The 21141-nt window shown below is 72.5% G+C and carries 19 protein-coding genes; 6 read left to right on the forward strand and 13 right to left on the reverse strand.

Annotated features, from left to right (window positions below; genetic code table 11):
* Nucleotides 1-136: 136 nt before the first annotated feature.
* From IU476_RS03605 to IU476_RS03620, 4 genes are read right to left on the reverse strand one after another with little or no spacing between them, the layout of a single operon-like run.
* Nucleotides 137-1879 (reverse strand): precorrin-2 C(20)-methyltransferase, encoded by a 1743-nt coding sequence (locus IU476_RS03605; RefSeq protein ID WP_228822983.1) that lies wholly within the window; start codon nucleotides 1877-1879, stop codon nucleotides 137-139.
* Entirely contained in the window at nucleotides 1876-2511 is a 636-nt protein-coding gene (locus tag IU476_RS03610; protein ID WP_195096430.1) for a precorrin-8X methylmutase, read from the reverse strand. Before IU476_RS03610 ends, IU476_RS03605 begins: the two co-directional genes overlap by 4 nt.
* A 48-nt stretch (nucleotides 2512-2559) precedes the next feature.
* The gene (cobG, locus tag IU476_RS03615) at nucleotides 2560-3741 is read right to left on the reverse strand and encodes a precorrin-3B synthase (protein WP_195096432.1); all 1182 of its coding nucleotides are present in this window, start codon (nucleotides 3739-3741) and stop codon (nucleotides 2560-2562) included.
* Between the two features lie 44 nt (nucleotides 3742-3785).
* Entirely contained in the window at nucleotides 3786-4025 is a 240-nt protein-coding gene (locus IU476_RS03620) for a hypothetical protein (RefSeq protein WP_195096434.1), read from the reverse strand.
* Between the two features lie 351 nt (nucleotides 4026-4376).
* On the opposite strand from IU476_RS03620, the gene cobN reads away from it, so the two are divergent.
* From cobN to IU476_RS03635, 3 genes are all read left to right on the forward strand, one after another.
* Nucleotides 4377-8126 (forward strand): cobaltochelatase subunit CobN, encoded by a 3750-nt coding sequence (gene cobN, locus IU476_RS03625; protein ID WP_195096436.1) that lies wholly within the window; start codon nucleotides 4377-4379, stop codon nucleotides 8124-8126.
* 277 nt (nucleotides 8127-8403) lie between these two features.
* Nucleotides 8404-8943, forward strand: a complete 540-nt coding sequence (locus tag IU476_RS03630) for a DUF8020 domain-containing protein (protein WP_195096438.1) — start codon at nucleotides 8404-8406, stop codon at nucleotides 8941-8943.
* Nucleotides 8944-9074: 131 nt separating this feature from the next.
* Nucleotides 9075-9461 (forward strand): PPOX class F420-dependent oxidoreductase, encoded by a 387-nt coding sequence (locus tag IU476_RS03635; RefSeq protein WP_195096440.1) that lies wholly within the window; start codon nucleotides 9075-9077, stop codon nucleotides 9459-9461.
* 9 nt (nucleotides 9462-9470) lie between these two features.
* Here IU476_RS03635 and IU476_RS03640 read toward each other — a convergent pair whose 3' ends face one another.
* Both IU476_RS03640 and IU476_RS03645 read right to left on the reverse strand, forming a co-directional pair.
* Nucleotides 9471-9854 (reverse strand): PPOX class F420-dependent oxidoreductase, encoded by a 384-nt coding sequence (locus IU476_RS03640; RefSeq protein ID WP_195096442.1) that lies wholly within the window; start codon nucleotides 9852-9854, stop codon nucleotides 9471-9473.
* Between the two features lie 9 nt (nucleotides 9855-9863).
* Nucleotides 9864-10454, reverse strand: a complete 591-nt coding sequence (locus IU476_RS03645) for a PadR family transcriptional regulator (protein WP_195096444.1) — start codon at nucleotides 10452-10454, stop codon at nucleotides 9864-9866.
* 104 nt (nucleotides 10455-10558) lie between these two features.
* Between IU476_RS03645 and IU476_RS03650 the strand changes: the two genes are divergently transcribed.
* Nucleotides 10559-11260, forward strand: coding sequence for a DUF8817 family protein (locus IU476_RS03650; RefSeq protein ID WP_195096446.1), 702 nt, complete (start codon nucleotides 10559-10561; stop codon nucleotides 11258-11260).
* Nucleotides 11261-11266: 6 nt separating this feature from the next.
* On the opposite strand, the gene map is transcribed toward IU476_RS03650, so the two are convergent.
* Nucleotides 11267-12034 (reverse strand): type I methionyl aminopeptidase, encoded by a 768-nt coding sequence (gene map, locus IU476_RS03655; RefSeq protein WP_195096448.1) that lies wholly within the window; start codon nucleotides 12032-12034, stop codon nucleotides 11267-11269.
* A gap of 76 nt (nucleotides 12035-12110) precedes the next feature.
* Here map and IU476_RS03660 point away from each other — a divergent pair, with 76 nt between their 5' ends.
* Nucleotides 12111-12374, forward strand: a complete 264-nt coding sequence (locus tag IU476_RS03660; RefSeq protein ID WP_195096451.1) for a helix-turn-helix transcriptional regulator — start codon at nucleotides 12111-12113, stop codon at nucleotides 12372-12374.
* A 13-nt stretch (nucleotides 12375-12387) separates the two neighbouring features.
* On the opposite strand, the gene IU476_RS03665 is transcribed toward IU476_RS03660, so the two are convergent.
* The 6 genes from IU476_RS03665 to IU476_RS03690 form a co-directional block, all read right to left on the reverse strand.
* Nucleotides 12388-13353 (reverse strand): S1C family serine protease, encoded by a 966-nt coding sequence (locus IU476_RS03665; protein WP_195097437.1) that lies wholly within the window; start codon nucleotides 13351-13353, stop codon nucleotides 12388-12390.
* A gap of 55 nt (nucleotides 13354-13408) precedes the next feature.
* Complete coding sequence (locus IU476_RS03670; protein ID WP_195096453.1) at nucleotides 13409-14230, reverse strand: ESX secretion-associated protein EspG; 822 nt, start codon at nucleotides 14228-14230, stop codon at nucleotides 13409-13411.
* Nucleotides 14230-16677 carry a hypothetical protein gene (locus IU476_RS03675; protein ID WP_195097573.1) on the reverse strand — a complete coding sequence of 816 codons (2448 nt, stop codon included), beginning with the start codon at nucleotides 16675-16677 and terminating at the stop codon, nucleotides 14230-14232. The genes IU476_RS03670 and IU476_RS03675 overlap by 1 nt, the downstream gene beginning before the upstream one ends.
* Complete coding sequence (locus IU476_RS03680) at nucleotides 16674-17096, reverse strand: hypothetical protein (RefSeq protein ID WP_195096455.1); 423 nt, start codon at nucleotides 17094-17096, stop codon at nucleotides 16674-16676. Before IU476_RS03680 ends, IU476_RS03675 begins: the two co-directional genes overlap by 4 nt.
* Nucleotides 17097-17256: 160 nt before the next feature.
* On the reverse strand, nucleotides 17257-18663 hold the full coding sequence (locus IU476_RS03685) for a metallopeptidase TldD-related protein (protein ID WP_324193842.1): 1407 nt from the start codon (nucleotides 18661-18663) through the stop codon (nucleotides 17257-17259).
* A 52-nt stretch (nucleotides 18664-18715) separates the two neighbouring features.
* The gene (locus IU476_RS03690) at nucleotides 18716-20245 is read right to left on the reverse strand and encodes a TldD/PmbA family protein (RefSeq protein ID WP_324193843.1); all 1530 of its coding nucleotides are present in this window, start codon (nucleotides 20243-20245) and stop codon (nucleotides 18716-18718) included.
* 206 nt (nucleotides 20246-20451) lie between these two features.
* On the opposite strand from IU476_RS03690, the gene IU476_RS03695 reads away from it, so the two are divergent.
* Nucleotides 20452-21135, forward strand: coding sequence for a TetR/AcrR family transcriptional regulator (locus IU476_RS03695; protein ID WP_195096459.1), 684 nt, complete (start codon nucleotides 20452-20454; stop codon nucleotides 21133-21135).
* Nucleotides 21136-21141 lie beyond the last annotated feature (6 nt).

Genomic DNA, 21141 nt, shown 5'->3' on the forward strand with positions numbered 1-21141 from the left:
CCCCTGCACCGCCGCCGTTCCGCGGCCCGCCGGACGGGAAGATCGAGCGTGCCCGACCCCGGTCGCGGCGGGATTGCTCCCGGTCCGGGCAACGGTACCGGACCCGTCCGGCGGGTGCGCGCGGGAGGGATGGCGCTCAGCTGGGTTCGTAGCGGCGGGAGGTGTAGACCCTGGTGCCGGCGGGTGTGTCGAAGGCGGTGGTGGTCGAGGCACCGACGATGAGCAGCGTGCGCATGTCGACCTGGCCGGGATCGAGGTCGGCCAGGCGCACCACGCGCACCGATTCGGCGGGTCCGCCGACGTCGCGGCCGAGGACGACCGGTGTGTCGGGCTTGCGGTGTTCGAGCAGCAGATCGCGCATGGCCGCGACCTGCCAGGTGCGCTGCGAGGAGGCCGGGTTGTAGACGGCGAGGGCCATGTCGGCGGCCGCGATCGCGGCAATGCGGCGGGCCACCACCTCCCACGGCTTGAGGCGGTCCGACAGCGACAGCATCGCGAAGTCGTGCCCCAGCGGCGCGCCGACGCGGGAGGCGACCGCGCTCGCGGCCGTCATGCCCGGCAGTACCCGGACCGGAACCTCGCGCCACCGCGGGTCGGCCGACTCCTCCACGACGGCCGCGGCCATGGCGAACACTCCGGGATCGCCGGAGGAGACGACGACCACCCGAGCGCCCCGCGCGGCGAGATCCAGTGCCATGGCGGCACGTTCGGACTCCACCCGATTGTCACTGGCATGCCGCCGCTGCCCCGCCCGCACCGGCACCCGGTCGACATACGTGGTGTACCCGACGATGTCGGTGGCCTCCGCCAGCGCCCGGCTCACCTCGGGCGTGGTCCACTCCGCCGCTCCGGGACCCAGCCCCACCACGACCACCTCGCCGACGGCGGCATCACCAGTGCCGGACTCGGGTGTATCCGATGTGTGCACGCCGGTGGAGAAATCTTGTGGCACAGCGGGAGTCAGGGGAATAGGCGTGGTGGGCTCCGGACCCGGGACGAGCGTGATGGCGAAATACGGGACATCGGCGTCGTCGACGTCGGCCGCGCGCAGGACGCGCTGGCGGCCGGTACTGGCGCGCTCGACGTAGTAGGCGTCAGCCAGCCGCCCGGAGTCCGAGAGAGCCTGCCGCACACCGGGATACGTGCGGCCGAGTTTCATGACGGCGGCGGCCTCGGTGGTGGCGAGGCGGCGGGTGAGTTCGTCCGCGGGCAGCGTGCCGGGCAGCACGGTGAGGACCTGTTCCCCCTCCACGAGCGGGGTGCCCAGCGCGGCCGACGCGGCGCTGACCGACGTGATCCCGGGAACGATCTCGGCCTCGAACCGGTCCGCCAGCCGGCGGTGCATGTGCATGTAGGAGCTGTAGAACAGCGGGTCGCCCGCCGCGAGCAGCGCGACCGTACGCCCCGCCTCGAGATGCGCGGCGAGCACGGCGGCGGCCTGCTCGTAGAACTCGTCGATGGCACCCTGGTAACCGCCGGGATGATCCGTGGTCTCGGTGGTCACCGGGTAGACCAGGTGCTCCTCGAGCTGCCCCGGCCGCATGTACGGCGCGGCGATCCCCCGCGAGATGCTCCGCCCGTGCCGAGCACTGTGGAAAGCGACCACATCGGCCGACCCGATGAGCCGCGCGGCCTTCACCGTCACCAGTTCCGGGTCACCAGGCCCCAGCCCGATGCCCCAGAGCTTGCCCTTACCCTCGGTCCCCGTGGTGCCGTCCAGCTCGCCCTTCGCTCCCTCGGTTCCCGTGGTGCCGTCCAGCTCGCCCTTCGCGCCCTCGGCTCCCGCGGTGCCCAACTTGCCTTTCGCACGCTGGTTTCCCGTGGTGCCCAGGGTGCCTTGTGCCCCCGGGGTTCCCGTGGTGCCGTTCCCCTCGCTCATTCCTGTTCGCTCGCAATCGCGTTGAGCGCGGCGGCGGTGATGGCGCTGCCGCCGCGGCGGCCGTGCACGGTGAGGAATTCGGGGCCGCCGTACTCGGCGAGGGCCTGCTTGGATTCGGCGGCGCCGACGAAGCCGACGGGGATGCCGAGCACCGCGGCGGGGCGCGGGGCTCCGGCGTCGAGCATGTCGAGCAGGTGGAACAGGGCCGTGGGGGCGTTGCCGATCGCGACCACCGCGCCGTCCAGGCGGTCGCGCCACAGTTCCAGTGCGGCAGCCGATCTCGTGTTGTGCATGGCCCGCGCCAGCTCGGGCACGCGGGGATCGGCGAGCAGGCAGAGCACCTCGTTGTCGGCGGGCAGCCGCTTGCGGGTGACGCCGGAGGCGACCATGGTGGCGTCGCACAGGATCGGCGCCCCGGCTCGCAGCGCGGCCCGCGCCTTCGCGACCACGTCGGGGCTGTGGTCCACGTCGGCGGCGAGGTCGACCTGCCCGCACGCGTGGATCATCCGCACCACCACCTGCGCGACGTCGTCCGGGAACCGCGCCAGATCGGCCTCGGCCCGGATGGTCGCGAACGAGCGCCGATAGATCTCGGCCCCGTCGGTGAGGTAGTCGGCACGCACATCGGACATGGTGTTCACCCTAAGCACCCGCGGACCGGCACCCGCGCACCACCCTGGCTAGCTCGGCGGCGTGACCCGATACCCGTCCGCCTCGGCCACCACATCGGTGACCGCACCCCGCGGCCGCCCGCAGCGTCGATCACAACCCGACCAGTGCTGCCGCCCGGCCACGACGAGATCCAGCGCCCGCGCCCCGGCCTGCGGTGTGGGTGCGGAGCCTGCCACCACCCGCCCCTCGGCGACCGCCGCCGCCACCTCTCCGCGAATATCGGTGCGGGACTTGGCACATCCGGGTTGCCCGGCGCAGGCGGTCGCCAGCAGCCACGGCGACTCCGCGTCGAAGATCAGGCCCATCGGCGCGAGTACCCGGACCACCTGTTCGGCCGCCCACTCGTCGAGATCGGCGAGCACGAGGCTGCGCCACGGCGTGATGAACACCGGACGTTCCACGGCGGCGAGGAATTCCGCGGTGCGGGCGGGCAGACTGCCCAGCGGCACGCCCGCGCCGAGCGCCACGCGACCGTCGGACTGGTCGTGCCAGCCGATGGGAATGTCGTGGCGCGCACCGAAAGTCAGCGGCTCCGCGGTAGCCGTCAGGCCGAGCCTCGACAGGACCCGCGCCGGACCGTCGTCGATCTCGTGCAACCGCCAGCGTTCCCCGCGCAGCGCCTGGAAACCGCGGGCCGCGGCGAGCATCGTGGCCACCGCGTCGGCCGCGGCGACCCGCACGCCGGTGTCGCGCCCGCCCAGCACCAGCGCGTACCGCTCCCCGTCCACCGCGTGCACGCCGAGGTCGCCGCCCAGGCCGCTCACGTCGCCGCGCCCGTCGTCGAGGGTGAACAGCACCCGGCCCGGCAGTTCGGCCAGTTCCGGGTCCGCCCGCAAGCCTTCGTCCAGGGCGGGAACCAGCGCGTGCACATCGGTGCACCCGCCGACTCGCCCGGACAGCGGCGAGGCGACGATATTGCGCACCCGCTCGTGGGCCGGGGCGGGCAGCAAGCCGGCGGCGTCGAGCCGCGCGGCCAGCGCCGCGGCGTCGCGCACCCGCCGCACCTGCACATTGCCGCGAGAGGTGAGTTCGAGCTGCCCGTCGCCGAGGTCGCGCGCCGCCTCCGCCAATGCCTGCAACTGAGCCGGGCGCAGCGCGCCGCCGGGCAACCGGATGCGGGCCAGCGGTCCGTCGGCGGCCTGGTGCAGCCGCAGCACGCCGGGGCAGGAATCGGGCACGGAGCGAGTCATGATCCGTCCAGCCTACGACCCGCGCCGCGCGGACCGGATCGGCGTCACTGCTCGTCGGACTCGCCGCGGACGTTCTTCCACGACGGTCGCGGAACGTAGCTCTCGTCGAGCAGATGCGGCCGCTCGTGCTGGTCGAGACGGTCGCGGCGCGAGGTCGACTGGAAGGCCAGCAAACCGAAGATCGCCACCGCCGCGCACACGCCCGCGGCGATCAGCAGCAGATCGCCCCGGTGCCCGGCCGCGGCCGCCAACGCCATGGCCAGCAATGCGACCGCAATCATCATGCAAACAATTCCTGACCAGGCGGCGAAGCGGTTCCGCCGGGCCCATCCGGGCGAGTTGGGCATATCGCGAGCGTACGCCGACACGCCGTGTCGTGACACGCGGTCACCGCCGGTCGTTGCCGGTTCGATGCACACCCGCCGGCCAGATCACGGTCCGAGCACGCCGAGCCGTCGCCCCGGTGGAGAGGTGGTGGCCCGACAGTGGCGCGGCGGCCGCGCGGTAGCATCCGGAGGCTCGCTCAGCACGAGGAAACCGGTGCAATTCCGGTGCGGTCGCGCCACTGTGACAGTCAGACCCTCCTGGCGGGCGTCAACTCCCAGCTGGGCGCGTCACCCGAGGAAGGCCGAACCGTGATTCTGCTGCTGTCCACCTCCGATACCGATCTGCTGTCCGCGCGGGCCAGCGGCGCCGACTATCGGCTGGCCAACCCCGCGCGACTGCTGCCCGAGGATCTGCCCGCGCTGCTCGACGGCGCGGACCTGGTGGTGGTGCGCATCCTCGGCGGCCGGCGCGCCTGGGAGGAGGGCCTGGACACGCTGCGCGCCAGCGGGATTCCGGTGGTGGCGGTGGGCGGCGAGATGGCGCCCGACGCCGAGCTGATGGAGTGCTCGACGGTCCCGGGCGGCGTCGCCGCCGACGCGCACAACTACCTGGCCGCGGGCGGCGCGGACAACCTGCGTCAGCTGCACCACTTCCTGTCCGACACCGTGCTGCTTACGGGACACGGCTTCGAACCGCCCGTGCACCTGCCCAATTGGGGTGAGTTGCACCGGACCGCCCGCGAGGTCGAGGGGCCGACGGTCGCCGTGCTGTACTACCGGGCCCAGCAGCTGGCCGGGAACACCGCCTACATCGACGCGCTGTGCACCGCGATCGAGGACGCTGGCGGGCGGCCGCTGCCGCTGTACTGCGCCTCGCTGCGCACCGCGGAACCGGACCTGATCGACACGCTGCGCGGCGCGGACGCGCTGGTGGTCACCGTGCTCGCGGCGGGCGGCAGCAAGCCCGCGGCCGCGACCGCCGGAGGCGACGACGAAGCCTGGGACATCGGCGCGCTCGCCGACCTCGACGTGCCGATCCTGCAGGGCCTGTGCCTGACCAGCGCCCGCGACCAGTGGGCGGACAACGACGACGGGCTCTCCCCGCTGGATGTCGCCACCCAGGTCGCGGTGCCGGAATTCGACGGCCGCATCATCACGGTCCCGTTCTCGTTCAAGGAGTTCGACGTCGACGGCTTGGCGACCTACGTGCCCGACCCGGAGCGCGCGGCGCGGGTGGCGGGCATCGCGGTGCGGCACGCGCGGCTGCGGCACCTGCCGGTCGAGCGGCGGCGGATCGCGCTGATGCTGTCGGCGTACCCGACCAAGCACGCCCGCATCGGCAACGCGGTCGGGCTGGACACCCCGGCCAGCGCCATCCGGCTGCTGACCGAGATGCGTGCCGCCGGTTACGATCTCGGCGCGCCCGGCGAGATCCCGGGTCTCGACGAACGCGACGGCGACACGCTCATCCACGCCCTCATCGCCGCCGGCGGCCAGGACCCGGACTGGCTGACGGCGGAACAGCTGGAGGGCAACCCGATTCGCATCGGCGCGCGCCGGTACGCGCAGTGGTTCGACACGCTGCCCGCCGAGCTGCGCGAGGCCGTGATCGAGGCGTGGGGCCCGCCGCCGGGCGAGCTGTACGTGGACCGGTCGGCGGACCCGGACGGCGAAATCGTCATCGCGGCACTGCGTTTCGGCAATGTGGTGCTGATGGTGCAGCCGCCCCGCGGTTTCGGCGAGAACCCGGTCGCCATCTACCACGACCCGGACCTGCCGCCGAGCCACCACTACCTGGCCGCCTACCGCTGGATCGCGGCCGCCCCGGAGGCGGGCGGTTTCGGCGCGGACGCCATGGTGCACCTGGGCAAGCACGGCAACCTGGAGTGGCTGCCGGGCAAGACCCTCGGCATGTCGGCGGCCTGCGCCACCGACGCCGCGCTCGGCGATCTGCCGCTGATCTACCCGTTCCTGGTCAACGACCCGGGCGAGGGCACCCAGGCCAAGCGGCGCGCGCACGCCACCCTGGTCGACCACCTGATCCCGCCGATGGCCCGCGCGGAGACCTACGGCGACATCTCGCGGCTCGAGCAGCTGCTCGACGAGCACGCCAACATCTCCGCGCTGGACCCGGCCAAGCTGCCCGCGGTCCGCCAGCAGATCTGGACCCTGATGCGCGCCGCGAAGATGGACCACGACCTGGGCCTGACCGAACGGCCCGACGAGGACGTCTTCGACGACATGCTGCTGCACGTCGACGGCTGGCTGTGCGAGATCAAGGACGTGCAGATCCGCGACGGCCTGCACGTGCTGGGGCAGGCCCCCGCGGGCGAGGGTGAACTCGACCTCGTGCTGGCGATGCTGCGCGCCCGGCAGCTGTGGGGCGGCGAGATCGCGGTGCCGGGACTGCGAGAAGCGCTGGGGCTCAGCGAATCCGGCGACGAGTCCCGCGAGCGGGTGGACGCGGTCGAGGCCCGCGCCCGCACCCTGCTCGCCGCGTTGCAGGCCGCGGACTGGTCGGCCGAGGCGGTCGACGACGTGCTGGACCGGTACGTGACGGTCTCCTCCGCGACGGTCGATTCCGCAGTGGTCGATTCCGTGCCTGCCCCGGAAGCGCTCGCCCCGGAAGAGACTGTGCCAGAAGCGCAATCGCCGGGACGCGGCGAGAGCGGCGCACCGGCGGAGGCGGGCTCGATCGCGGTGCCGGCCGACCGGGTCGACACCCTGCGCGCGGTGCTGCGCTTCGCCGCGACGGAGGTCGTGCCGCGACTGCGCGGGACCGGCGTCGAGATCGCGCGCATCCTGCACGCCCTGGACGGCGGCTTCATCCCGGCGGGCCCGAGCGGCTCGCCGCTGCGCGGGCTGATCAACGTGCTACCCACCGGGCGCAACTTCTACTCCGTGGACCCCAAGGCGGTGCCCTCGCGGCTGGCCTGGGAAACCGGTCAGGCCATGGCGGATTCGCTGCTGCGGCGCTATCTGGCCGACCACGGCGACTACCCGCGCTCGGTCGGGCTGTCGGTGTGGGGCACCTCGGCCATGCGCACCTCCGGCGACGACATCGCCGAGGTGTTCGCGCTGCTGGGCGTGCGGCCGGTGTGGGACGAGGCGAGCCGCCGCGTCACCGGCCTGGAACCGATCCCGGTGGCCGAACTCGGCCGCCCCCGCATCGATGTCACGGTCCGCATCTCCGGCTTCTTCCGCGACGCCTTCCCGCACGTGCTCGCCCTGCTCGACGACGCGGTGCGGATGGTCGCCGCCCTCGACGAACCCGACGAGTCGAATTACGTTCGCGCGCACACGCGTTCGGACCTGGCCGGGCACGGCGACGAACGCCGCGCCACCACCCGCATCTTCGGTTCCAAGCCCGGCACCTACGGCGCGGGACTGCTGCAGCTGATCGACTCCAAGAGCTGGCGCACCGACGACGACCTCGCCGAGGTGTACACCGCGTGGGGCGGCTTCGCCTACGGCCGCGGCCTGGACGGCGTCCCGGCGGCCGACGACATGCGCACGGCGTACCGGCGGATCGCGGTGGCGGCCAAGAACACCGACACCCGCGAGCACGACATCGCCGACTCCGACGACTACTTCCAGTACCACGGCGGCATGGTGGCGGCGGTGCGCGCGCTGACCGGCAGCAACCCCGAGGCCTACATCGGCGACAGCACCCGCCCCGACGCGGTGCGCACCCGCACGCTGTCGGAGGAGACCACCCGCGTCTTCCGGGCTCGGGTGGTGAACCCGCGGTGGCTCGAGGCGATGCGCCGGCACGGCTACAAGGGCGCCTTCGAGATGGCCGCGACCGTCGACTATCTGTTCGGCTACGACGCCACCACGAATGTCGTCGCCGACTGGATGTACGAGAAGCTCTCGGAGAGCTACGTTTTCGACGACGTGAATCGCAAGTTCATGGAACAGTCGAATCCGTGGGCGCTGCACGGCATCGCCGAGCGGCTGCTGGAGGCCGCCGAGCGCAAGCTGTGGGAGCACCCCGAGCCCGAAACCCTGGAACGGCTGCGTCAGGTGTACCTGGAGACCGAGGGCGAATTGGAGTGACGCCCGGCCGGTCGTGAACGATCTTGCGGCACCGGCGTTTTCGAGTCCGAGACCACCGGCCCCATGAAACGGGGGCTTGGTCCCGGCGCGCCCTGAGCGGACCATGAGAATTGTCGCGACGGCCGCCCGGAGAAATATCACCGGGCGGTGGATGAGGTCATCCCGAAGGACAATTCACCACGAATCGGATTCGCCGCACGGGCGAGTGGTGCGCTCCTGCTCGGAAACAGCACGCGGCCGTCGGCGAATCGGTTCCTTCAGGTACAGGAATCGAATCATGAGAATAGCGAAATTCGCCGCCACCGCGGTCGTGACGGCCGCCGCGCTCGGTATCGCGGGGGCCACCGCGCACGGCGAGGCCGGTGTGGCCGGGCCCTCGTTCAGCGGCGCGGACCAGGGCGTGGCCTACACGACGACGCTGGCCCAGGACCGGTCGGCGGTCAGCACCACGCTGGCGTCCGGCCGGTTCGAGGTCGTGCCCGACGCGGTGGCGGTCTACGCGCCCAACGGCGCGCAGGTCGCCACGGTGCCGCTGACCTATCAGGCCGCCGGCCGGACCGTGCACGTCACGCCCGAACTCGACGCCGCCGCAACGACATTGACGGTGCGGCCGGAGAGTCCGGCCGACATCAGCGCGCCGACGCCGCAGACCGTGGCGCTGCAGAACATCGGCAGTCCCGGCCAGATCGCGGGCGGCGCCGCACTGGGCTGCGTGATCGGGATCGTGATCGGCGTCTGGTTCTTCGGCGTCGGCGCGATCCTCGGCTGCATCGTCGGCGGGCTCATCGGCGGGGCGATCGGGGCCAACCAGCCGTGACCCGATAGCCGTACCGGGGTCGGCCGCCGGGGCCGCGCAGCCCGGCGGCCGACCCCTACGCCCGCAGGCGTACCGGGTCGTGCGCCCGCCGACGGATGTGGTCGCGGCCGCGCCGCCGTAGCGTGGGCGGCATGACCTGGAACGATCTCGCGCAAGCGAAGTACGCGCTGCTGACGACCTACAAGAAGGACGGCACCGCGGTCGGCACCCCCGTGTGGGTGGCGCCCGACGGCGACCGCCTGGTGATCTGGACCAACCCGAAGACCTGGAAGGTGAAGCGGATCCGCCGCAACCCGTCGGTGACGCTCCAGGTCTGTGACAATCGCGGCCGCACCGCCGGCGGGGAGATCGTCGCGGGCACCGCCGAGGTGCTCGACGAGGACGGCACCGAGCGGGTGCGGGGCGTGATCGGGCGCAAGTACGGGGTGCTCGGCACGCTCGCCGTGCGGGGGCACAAACTGTTCCTGGGCAAGGATCGCTCGGTGGGCTTGTCCGTCACCCCGCGGGCCGCGGAATAGCCTGCGCGCCTAGCCCTTCGGCGTGATCTCGATGCCGACGGTGCCCCGGCGGCCGCGGCGCAGCACGCTGCCGGTGACGACCAGCCAGCCCTGCACGGTGTACTTCCGCTTGATCAGCCGGCGCACCCGCTCGCTGCCGGCGTCGTCGAGCACCCGCGCGGTCGCCTCGACGATCTCGCCGCGCGGGGTGCCGGTGGCGCCGCACGGTTGGAGCGTGACCGCCGGATTGCGGCGGATGCGCTTGACCTTCCAGCTGTCGGCGACCGTCCAGACGTAGAGCTTGCCGTCGTCGAGCGCCGCCCACAGCGGCGTTGCGACCGGGGTGCCGTCCTTGCGAAACGTGGTCAGCAGAACGTAATTCGCGGTGCCGGCGGCGCCGAAGGGATTGTCCACCCGGGCAGCCTAACGGTCCGGGTCCGCCGCCGCGGCGGACGGGCGCGGGGGTTCGCCGGCCATGCGGTACTCGCCGTCCTCGAGCCGCCGCAGCAGCCGCGCGGTCCAGCCGGTGAAGTTGTCGAACACGCCGCTCCACAGTTCCAGCAGGTCGGGGAAGTACGGCGCGTCGTCGCGGCCCGGATATTCCGGCACCATCGCCAGCAGTTCGTCGCGGATCGCGGCGGTGGCGCGGCGCTGCGCGGTCAGCAACTCGACCACGTCCGGGCGCGGCAGGGCGTCCATGAACGCGATGCCCGCCCCGAGTTCCTCCATGTCCACGCTCGTCAGCGCCTCCCGCAGGCGCTCGAAGAACTCGGCCTCGCCCGAATCGGTGAGTTCGAACAGGGTGCGCCCGGGGCCCTGGCTGCTGTCCTCGGTACGCACCGCGCGCAACTTGTCCTCGGCGGTGAGCTGTTTGAGCGCGTGATAGATCGACCCCGGCTTCACATTGGTCCACGTCTCGGCCCGCCACGACAGCAACTCCTGGCGCACCGCGTACCCGTAGGTGGGTTGACGCAGGCGGATCACTCCCAGCACGAGCAGGCGCACGGCGGCCACGACTCTCCCTTCGCTCGACCGCGTCATGCTAGTCAAACTTGACTTCCCGAGCCAGCCGACCTACCGTTCGCTAGTCAAATTTGAATACTGGAAGGAGGGGACGGGTGACAGCCACTTCGATTCCGATGCTCTGGAGCGGTGACCTCGCGGTCACGCTGGAGTTCTACCGGGCGCTCGGGTACGCGGTGACCCACGAGCAGACCAGGCCCTATTCCTACGGCGTGATCGAGCGCGACGGGTGCCAGGTGCATTTCGGCCCGATGCCGGAGCACGGCGGCAGCGCGGAGGAGGCCCGGGTGGGGTGTCTGGTGCTGATCGACGACGCCGCGCGCTGGCATGCGGAGTTCACCGAGTGCCTGCGCCGGACGTACGGGCGGGTTCCGGCGCGCGGCGCGCCCCGCATCACCCGATTCCGGCCGGGACAGACGCGATTCACCGTCGTCGACCCGGCCGGGAATTCGATCACCTACATCCAGCGCGACGAACCCGAGGTCGAATACGGCGGTTCGCGCGCGCTCACCGGACTCGCGCGGGTGCTCGACAACGCGCGGATCCTGCGGGACTTCAAGACCGACGAGGCGGCGGCGGTCAAGGTGGTCGAGGTGGGGCTGCGGCGGTTCGCGCGCATCGCCTCCGCGCTGGAGCGCGGTCGCGCACTGGCCATGCTGGCCGATATCCACACGGTCGCAGGCGATTCCGAGGCCGCGGCGCGACGGCAGGCCGAACTCGCGGAGCTGACGCTGACCGCCGAGGAGAAGGCCGCGTTGCGCGCCGAGTACCCGGGTGTGCCGCTGCCGGGGGAGTGAGGGCGCTCAGGCGGCGAGAGTCAGCACGAGCGGGCCGTCCTCGGTGACGGCGACGGTGTGCTCGGAGTGCGCGGTGCGCGAACCGTCGGCCGAGCGCAGCGTCCAGCCGTCGGGGTCGGTCACGATCCGGTCGGTGCCGGCGGCGAGCCACGGTTCCAGGGCGACGGTCAGCCCCGGCCGCAGGACCATGCCGCGCCCGGGGCGGCCGTCGTTGGCGACGTGCGGGTCCTCGTGCATGGTGCGGCCCAGGCCGTGGCCGCCGAACTCGGTGTTGACGCGGTAGCCGTTGCCGCGCGCGACCGCGGCGATCGCGGCTGAGATGTCGCCGATCCGATTGCCGGGCCGCGCCGCTTCGACCGCCGCGGCCAGGGCCTGCTCGGTGGTGCGGACGAGGCGGCGGTCCTGCTCGTCGGCCGTGCCGACGATGACCGTGACCGCCGCGTCGGCGACCCAGCCGTCGATGCTCACCGCGAGATCCATGCTGAGCACGTCGCCGTCGCGCAGTGCGTAGTCGAACGGAAGGCCGTGCAGCACGGCGTCGTTCACCGACAGGCAGACGGTGTTGCGGAACGGGCCGCGGCCGAAGGAGGGGGAGTAGTCCCAGTAGCACGAGACCGCGCCCCGCTCCCGGATCCGTTCCCGGACATGCTGTTCCAGATCCAGCAGGTTGACCCCGACCTGCGCGCGCTCCCGCAGTTCGGCCAGCACGCCGGCGACGAACTGCCCGGTGACCCGCATGCGTTCGATCTCGGCGGGGGTTTTCAACTCGACCACGAGCGTCCTTTCGTTCGGTATTTAAATACCAACCCTAGCGCTTGCGGTATTTGAATACCAACCGTAGTCTGGCCGCATGGTTCGCCTCCCCCTCACTCCCGCGCAGGTCGAGGCGGGTCGCCGCCTCGGCGCGTATCTGCGGGCCGCGCGGGCGCAGCGCGACCCGGCCGAGGTGGCCCGCGCCGCCGGCATCTCCCCGGAGACGCTGCGCAAGATCGAGTCCGGCCGGCTGCCGAGTCCCGCGTTCGGCACGGTGGTGGGTCTGAGCCGGGCGCTCGAGGTGCCGCTGCAGGAGCTGGCCGACATCTGGCAGTCCGCGGCGCTGGCCGAATCGGCGTAGCGGGGCCCGCGGGTCAGTCGGCGGTCAGTTCGGTCGGCACCGCGATCACGTCCACCATCGCGCCGTTGCGCAGCACGGTGACCGGCAGTGGACGGCCGATCGTCTCGGCGAACAGGTGTCGCTGAATGCCTTGGGCGTCACGGATTTCCGCGCGATTCACGGTCAGGATCAGGTCGCCGCGGCGCAGGCCGGCGCGGTCGGCGGGCCCGTCGCGCACCACTTCGACGATGCGCAGCGCGGCTCGCCGCCCCGTGCGCGCGGCGACGGCGTCCGGCAGCGGCGAGGGCGCGCCGACGACGCCGAGGTAGGCGCGGCGCACGCGGCCGTCGGTGCGCAAGGTGTCGACGATGCGGCGGGTGGTGGCATTGACCGGAATGGCCAGGCCCAGTCCGATCCCCGCCACCGCGGTGTTCACCCCGACCACGCGTCCCGACGAATCGGCCAGCGCCCCACCGGAATTGCCGGGATTCAGCGCCGCGTCGGTCTGGATGACGTCCTCGATCACGCGGGTGGTGCGGCGCGTGCCGACCGGCACCGACCGCCCGAGCGCGCTCACCACACCCGCGGTCACCGAGCCCGCCAGCCCGAGCGGACTGCCCACCGCCACCACCAGCTGCCCCACGACCAGGGCGTCGGCGTCGCCGAGCGCCGCCGCGGCGGGTGAGTCGCCCCGGGCGTGCAGGACCGCGAGATCCGACAGCGGATCCACGCCGACCACCTCGAACGGTGCCTCGCCGCCGTCGGCGAAGACGGCGGTGCCCTTGCGATCCGAGCCGACCACGTGCGCGTTGGTGAGCAGGTAGCCGTCGTCGGTGAACACCACCGCGGACCCGCCGCCCCGCCGCGTCTGCACACTCGCCACGTGCGGTGTCACCTCGCGGGCGACGGTGACGACCGTCCGCGAATAGGCGTCGAGCGCTTCGTCGTCCACGACGATCACCCTTCCGATTACATGATTACACCGCTGTCCTTCCAGCATCCGCTGCCATCGCGGCATCGCGTGCGTGTTCGCGCGCAGCGCAATTCGCGGGATTTCAGGGGTGTAGTTCGGGAGCCGCCGGGCCGTCGACGACCCGCTGGGGCGCGAGTGCGCCGAGATCCTCGACGTACTCACGGAATTCGAGCAGCGCGTGGTCGAGCAGCCGGGTGACCGCGCCGCGGACGGTGGTGGTGTCGGCGGGACGGACGGTGATGGTGCGGCTGCCGGTCTCCATGTAGCGGCCGTCGTCCTCGATGTCGTACCAGCGCACGGTGCCGACCTTGCGGGGCGGACGCAGGCCCTGGCGGCGCGGCCCCCGGAACACGGTGAAGACGCCCGCGCCCGTGGCGGGGCGGCGGATCAGGCGGGTGTAGCGCTGCAGCGGCGTCGACTCGCCGGTGTAGCGCAGGATGGGCTGCCGCTCGGGATACAGGTCGGCGGCGACGAACGCCTCCGGCGGCCGGGTGCCGGGCGGCCGTTCGGGCAGCAGCATCGCGAGCCGGTCGGGTAGTCGATCGGCGGCGGTGATGGACAGTTCGATCCGGCCGCGGCGGGTGAACTGCATGGCCAGCGCGGCGTGGCGGTCGTGCCGGGCGGCGGCGACCCGGATCGGGCCGGACTCGTCGGACACCCCGTGCACCTCCGCCCACACCTCCGGTTCGGTCAGCACGGTGAAGGCGCGGCGCAGCAGATCGGCCTCGTTCCAGCTCAGGCGGCCGCGCTCGGAGTACTCGTGCCGGACCTGCGCCCAGAACCGGTCGCGTTCGTTGACATGGCTGAAACGGGAGAGGTAATCGAGGGGGTACAGCATGCGGTCGTTCGCCGGCCCGAACCACAGGGCCGCGAATTCTTCTTCATCGAACGACCAGGACGCCATTACTCACCTATCACGGGTGGGACATTGCGGTACGTGTCCGGTGCTGCTGAGGAACCGCGCGAGGGCACCGTATCCTCCGATACGGATTCGATGGTGCCGGAAGCGGTTTGGTCGCCGCCACTCGTGGCCCCCGAGGGCCCGGTGTGAGATTCCTCGCCGTCCGGCGCGGCATGCCGCCCGCGGCGCGCGCCGAGCACCCCGGAGGGCGCGGACTCGACGGCCTCCGCGCCGATGGTTCCGGCGGCAGCGACCGTCTCCGAACCACCGATGACCGCCTCCGGCGGCGTCCCGGCGGTCGTGATGGTGTCGGGTTCGCTGGTGCCGACAGCGGTCGGGGGCTCGTCGTCCTCGGCGGTTGTGAGGATGTCGGCTTGGCCGGTGTCGCCCGCGGTTGTGGTTTCGTCTTCGGCGGTCGTGAGCGTGTCGGGTCGGCCGGTGTGCGCTGTGGGCGGCGTTTCGCCATCGGTGATGTCGGGGTCGGTGGTGTCCGGGCCGGGGAGGAGGGCATCGGGTTCGGTTGTGTCGGAGTCGGTTTCGTGATGTCGGTCGAAGCGCATGCCGAAACGGTCGCGGTCGCCCTGGAAGCGGGTGCGCAGGCGCGGGACGCGGGGAAGCGGGTTGTCCGCCGACTGGGCGAGTTCCGCCGCCGCGGTGCCGCCGACCGCTGTCGCGCCCGCCGCGGTGTACGGCGTGAGGTCGGCAGGCGCGGGGTTCGGCGGGACCGGCGGCTCGAAACCGGGCATCTTCGGGACCGGGGCGCTCGGAGTAGGCGAGGGCACAGGCGGATTCGGCGTAGGCACCGGGGGAGCCGCCGGTGGCGGAACCGCGGGTACCGGCTTGAGGACCGGCCCGCCGGGCGAGGCCGCACCCGGCGCGTGCGGCGTCGGCGCGGGCACCCCCGACCCCTGCGGCGGCCCCACCGGTGCCGACGGCTGCGGCGAGGGCGCAGGAACCGGCGCGCCGGGACCACCGGGCGCGACCGGCGGCACCGGGGCGACCGGAGGCACGGACGGCGCGTTCGGAGTCGGCGTACCGGAGAACGGACCAGGCCCGGTGGAAAATGGGGCGGGCACCGGACCGGGCGTGGCGGACAGCGGGCCGGGCACCGGACCGGGCGCGGTGGAATAAGGCGCGGGTGCCGGGCCGGGTGCGGTGGACAGTGGAGCGGGACCCGTACCCGGCGTGGCCGAAAGTGGGCCCGGCTGAGCGGGAGCCGGTGCGGCAGGCGACGGTGCGCCCGACCCGGACGGTCCCGCAGGACCCTGCGACGGCGAATGCTGCACCGGCGCACCGCTGTTCGGCGACTGCGCCACGCCACCGGACCCGCCGCTGGCCGAAGCGCCGGTATGAGAACTGGACGCGGCAGCAGTCTCGGCGGGCCCATCGTGCACAGGCTCGGGCTGCACCACAATCGGTCCAGTGCCAGTGCCAGTGCCAGTGCCAGTGCCAGTGCCAGTGCCAGTGCCAGTGCCGCCACCGTGCTGAGGCCGATCGGGAACAGCGTGATCGACCGGCTTGGGCCCCGGCTCGCCCGAATCCGGCCCGGCGTGCCCCGGCCGCGGCGACGGCTTCTCGGCCCCGGCGGGCCGCTCGGCATGCGGCTGCGGCGCCCCGTGCCCACTGCCGTTGTGCGTACCGGCGCCGGGCACAGGTCGCCCGGTACCCGGCGTCGTCCCCAGCCCGAGCGGCCCGTGCGAATCCGGTTTCGCGGGCCGGGTGCCGAACAGCGAGGGAGCACCGTCCGCGGCCGTGCCGCCGGTCAGCCCCGGGACATTGCCGAGCAGCGAACTCACCGGATCGACCCGCGGCGCAACGGAACTCCCGTTGGTCCCCGCCGACGCGGCGGTGGTCGGCGCGGCACCGGTCGGCGACCACCCGGTGCCCGACAGCAACGCGTCCAGGGGCCCGGACGAGGCCTCGTCCCCGGCGAGGGACACGGCCGCCGGAAACGCGGGCAGCCGCGCGTCCTGGTCGAGGAACGGGACGACGTAACGCTGCTGCATGATCTGGCGGGCGTCGTCCTGCGCCTGCTGGGCCGCGCGCGTCTGTCCGTCGTAGCCGGTGGGGTCCTTGGTCTGGTCCGCGGTCACGGGAACCGGTTGGGGCACAAAGGCTTTGGTGGTGAGGGCGGCGAGGGCGGTGTTCGCCACCACCTGACCGGTCTGGTCGAACAGCTCGGCGAGCTGCCCGGCGCGGGCGCCGTAGTCCGACAGCGCCTGTACCGCGGTCTCGGAGGCGACGCCCGTCCAGCGGCCGTCGACGGCGGAACGCACGGCCTGCACCAGCTGCGTCGTCGACTCCCGCCACTGGTCGCGGGCCTGCTGCCAGGTGGTGACGACCTCGGCGGTCCGGTCGTCCACGGTCTGGAAGGCGTCGTAGATCTGCTGGTGGGTCAGCGCGTCCACGTTCTCCGGGTTGGTGATGCCCGGCTGGTCGTATCCGGTCATTGCGCGCCCCCGTTCGCGGAACCCGGTGCGATGGCGCGGAATCGGGCCGCGAACTCGCTGTCGGTCTGCTGCAGGCGTTCGCGGATGGTGCGGAACAGGCTCTGCACCTCGTCGGCGACCTGCCAGTGTCCCTCGAGCGCGTCGTAGGCGCTGGCGTCTCCGCCCGCGCCCTTCGCCCGGAACCGCCCCACCAGTGTCCGCGCCGAGGTGAGGACGGGGGACTGCTCGCCCAGGCCCCAGACCTCGTGCTGGTCGACCCGCTGCACCAGCTGCTGAATGGCCCGGATCTCCGTCTTGCGCTGTTCCATCGCCCGATCGAGCGCGAGGAAGGCTTGCGGGTCGGCTCGCAGCGCCACCGCACCCGTCCTGGCCTGTTCGATCAGCGGGCCGAAGACCTGGTGTCCGCTGTCATCTACCATGCTGCCCCCGTACGACTACGTGCGTGTCTCTCAACGATTCGACGCAGTGGGGCCCACCCTGGTTCCCGCACGTGCGGACCGGCCGTGCCGGTGGGGCGATTCTGCCACACCGGCGCGCGCCGTGGGGGCGGTAGCGAGCCGCCGGAGCGGTGGCGCGGGACTAGGTGGCCCGGCTCACCGACGACATGTGGAAATCGGGAATCCGCAACGGCGGCATGGCCGTTCGGGTGAACCAGTCCTTCCACTCGCGCGGCAGCGTGACCTCGGTGGCGCCCGCCTCGCCGACCCGGCGCAGCAGGTCCAGGGGGCTCTCGTTGAAGCGGAAGTTGTTGACCGCGGCGGTGACCTCGCCGTTCTCCACCAGGTACACGCCGTCGCGGGTGAGCCCGGTGAGCAGCAGCGTCGCGGGGTCCACCGCGCGGATGTACCACAGGCAGGTCAATAGCAGCCCGCGCTCGGTGCGGGCGATCATGTCGTCGAGGGTCGCCTCGGAACCGCCTGTCATCAGGAGGTTTTCGCCGGGCACCGTGACGGAGGCGTCGAATTCGGCGGCGGTGGCGCGCGGATAGATCAGCGACTCGATGACGCCCTCGCGCACCCAGTCGGCGCGCCGCGCGGTGAGGCCGTTGTCGAACACCGACAGCGCCTCCGACGAGGCCGAGGTGGCGACGAACGGACGGTATTCGAGCCCCGGCGCGCCCGGATCGGAGTAGAGGGTGAGCGGAATGTCGGTGAGCCGCTCGCCGATTCGGGTGCCGCCCGCGCGGGCGAAGGCGGTGTGGCCCTCGTGGGCGCCGCGGCCCTCCATGGTCCACATCAGGTAGATCATCAGGTCGGCGACCGCGGAGGGCGGCAGCAGCGTCTCGTAGCGGCCGGCGGGCAGCTCGACGCGGCGGGCGGACCAGTCGAGGCGGCGCGACAGCTCGGCGAGCAGCGCCGGCACGTCGACGTCGGCGAAATCGGTGGTGCCGGTGCCGACCCACGCGCTGGCCAGATCGGCGCCCGCGCCGCGCTTGCCGTTGATCTCCACCGACCCGGTGGGCTGGACCCAGCGGCGGCGCAGCCCGGTGGAGGTGCCCAGCCAGGTGGAGTGCAGCTGGTGGTGGGCGAAGCCGTAGAGCCGGTCGGCACCGTCGAATCCGGACGCGAGGTCGCGGGCGAGCGGTTCGAAGACCTCGATGCCGGTGGTGCCCGGCGCGCCCGCCCAGGGCAGTTCGGCGTCGGGACCGCCGGCGGCGTCGGGGTCCAGCAGCGGCATGGCGTCGGCGGCGGGCGCGGCGGTGCGGGCGGCGTCCTCGCTGGCGCGCACCACGGCCTCGACGTCGGCGGGGTCGACGCTGGTGGCGGCGACGCTGCCGACCCGCGCGGCGTGCGGCCCGTCGCGGAAGATCGAGACCACGGCCCATTCCCGCGACACCGAGGAGCCGTTGGTGGTCATCGAGTTCCCGGCCCACCGCAGCGAGGTGTCGTAGGCGTCGGTGGCCAGCACCACGGCCTCGTCGGCCCGGGAGGCTCGCAGCGCCCGCTCGACGACCTCCGCGGCGGGAAGTCCGTTGTCCGCGTTCACGACTCCACCTCGCTCGCGCGCGGCGGCACCGGCCGCGCTGTCACCGTCCGCTTCACGACTGCCCGGCCTCGGCGCGGGTGTTGAGCACGTTGACCCCGCGCACCAGCACCGACGGGCAGCCATGGCTGACCGCCGCCACCTGCCCGGGCTGGGCCTTGCCGCAGTTGAACGCGCCGCCAAGCACCCAGGTCGAGGGCCCGCCGACGGCCTCCATCGCGCCCCAGAACTCGGTGGTGGTGGCCTGGTAGGCGACGTCGCGCAGCTGCCCGGCCAGGCGGCCGTCGCGGATGCGGAAGAACCGCTGCCCGGTGAACTGGAAGTTGTAGCGCTGCATGTCGATCGACCACGACTTGTCGCCGACGATGTAGATGCCGTTCTCGACGCGGGCGATCAGTTCCTCGGTCGTGGTGTCGCGCACCGGATCCGGTTGCAGCGAGACGTTGGCCATCCGCTGGATCGGCACGTGGTGCGCGGAGTCGGCGTAGGAGCAGCCGTTGGAGCGGTCCAGGCCCAGCCGCGGGGCGAACACCCGGTCGAGCTGGTAGCCGACCAGGATGCCGTCGCGGATCAGGTCCCAGCGCTGGCCCGCCACGCCCTCGTCGTCGTAGCCGACGGTCGCCAGGCCGTGCTCCTGGGTGCGGTCGCCGGTCACGTGCATGACCGGGGTGCCGTAGCGCAGCGTGCCGAGCTGGTCGGGGGTCGCGAAAGAGGTTCCGGCGTAAGCGGATTCGTAGCCGATGGCGCGGTCGTACTCGGTGGCGTGGCCGATCGACTCGTGGATGGTCAGCCACAGGTTGGTGGGGTCGATCACCAGGTCGGTGGGGCCCGCGACGACGCTGGGCGCCTTCACCTTCTCCGCCAGCCACTCCGGGATGCGCGCCAGTTCGCCGTGCCAGTCCCAGACGCCGTCGGCGCCGGTGACGTACTCCCAGCCGCGGCCCGCCGGCGCGGCCACGGTGCGCATGGTCTCGAACACGCCCGCGGCCGGGTCGACGGTGATCGCCTCCAGTTCGGGATGCAGCCGCACCCGCTGCTGGGTGATCGAGGAGCCCGCGGTGTCGGCGTAGAAGGTCTGCTCCTTGACCTGGAGCACGGCGGCGGTGACGTGGTCGACGCCGTCGGCGGCCGACAGCCGCTCCGAATAGTCCTGCAGCAGCGCGACCTTCTCCGGCGTCGGCACCGCGAACGGGTCGATCTCGTAGGACGAGACCCAGGTGGCGTCGCGGTACACCGGTTCGTCGGCGAGTTCCACCCGCTCGCGGTTGAGCGCGCGCAAGGTGGTGGCGACGGTGACCGCGCGGCGCGCCACCTCGGCGGCGGTGCCCGGCGACAGGTCGGCGTGCGAGGCGAAACCCCAGGTGCCGTCGACGACGACGCGGACCGCGAGACCGACGTCGGTGGAGTTGCCGATCGCCTCGACCCGGCCGTCGCGCAACCGGATCGACTGCGTGACCAGCCGGTGCACGCGCAGGTCGGCGTGCGAGGCGCCGGCGGCGCGGGCCGCGGTGAGCGCGGCCTCGGCCAGCGCGGCCAGCGGCAGGGCGCGGAACTGCTCGTCCACCACCCGGGATGCGATGCTCACCCCGGACACGCTAATCGGTTGCCGACCGGTCGTTCAACCGCATTCGGGCCGCGGTCCCGGGCCGCGCCGCCGCTCCGCACGACACGCCGTGCAAGCCTGCACGCGATGCAAACATGCACGAAATGTGGGGTGGCGCAGTATGAGAGGCACGCGCCGACGCCTCGGTTACCGCGTGTGTCGTGATCCATGCCGTACCGTGTGCCCGCGTGCCGCCATCCGCACTCCGTGACCGCAAGCGGGAACGCACCCGCCGTGCCCTCCTCGAGGCCGCCGTCGACCTGTTCGAGTCCCGTGGCTACGAGGCGACCACCGTCGCCGACATCGCCGCGACCGCCGAGGTGGGCACCAGAACCTTCTTCAACTACTTCGAGAGCAAAGAGGAACTGCTCTTCCCCGAACCCGACGAGCGGGTGCGCGCCGCGGTGCACGCCATCGCCACCCGCCGCCCGGACGAACGCCCCGTCGAGGTGTTGTTACGGGCCTTACGCGCGGCCGGGGACAACCCCGGCGACCATCTCGGCGACGACCTCGCCGCCCGCATCTCCGTCCTGCGCGCGCAGGTTTCGCGCACGGTGCCCGCGGTCAGCGGCCGCGCCGCGCACGCCCAGCTCGCCGCACAGCAGGAGATCGCCCGGCAGCTGCGCGCGGCGTTCCCCGAGGAACTCGACGAGGTGGGCGCCGCCGCGCTGGTGGGCGCCGTGGTGGGCGCGGTGTCGGGAGCGCTGACCGTGTTGTTCTCCGGCCGCCACGCCCTCGAGGACGGCGAACGCCTGCACCGCAAGATCCGCGAGACCACCACGAAGGTGCTGGCGCCCTGGCTGACCCAGCCCCAGCCGGCACCGGCCGAGACCCGCTCTATACGTCACATGATGGCCGAGGCCCGCTGCTGACGCAGC

Source organism: Nocardia blacklockiae (assembly GCF_015477355.1).
In the GTDB taxonomy this organism is placed as follows: Bacteria; Actinomycetota; Actinomycetes; order Mycobacteriales; family Mycobacteriaceae; genus Nocardia; species Nocardia blacklockiae.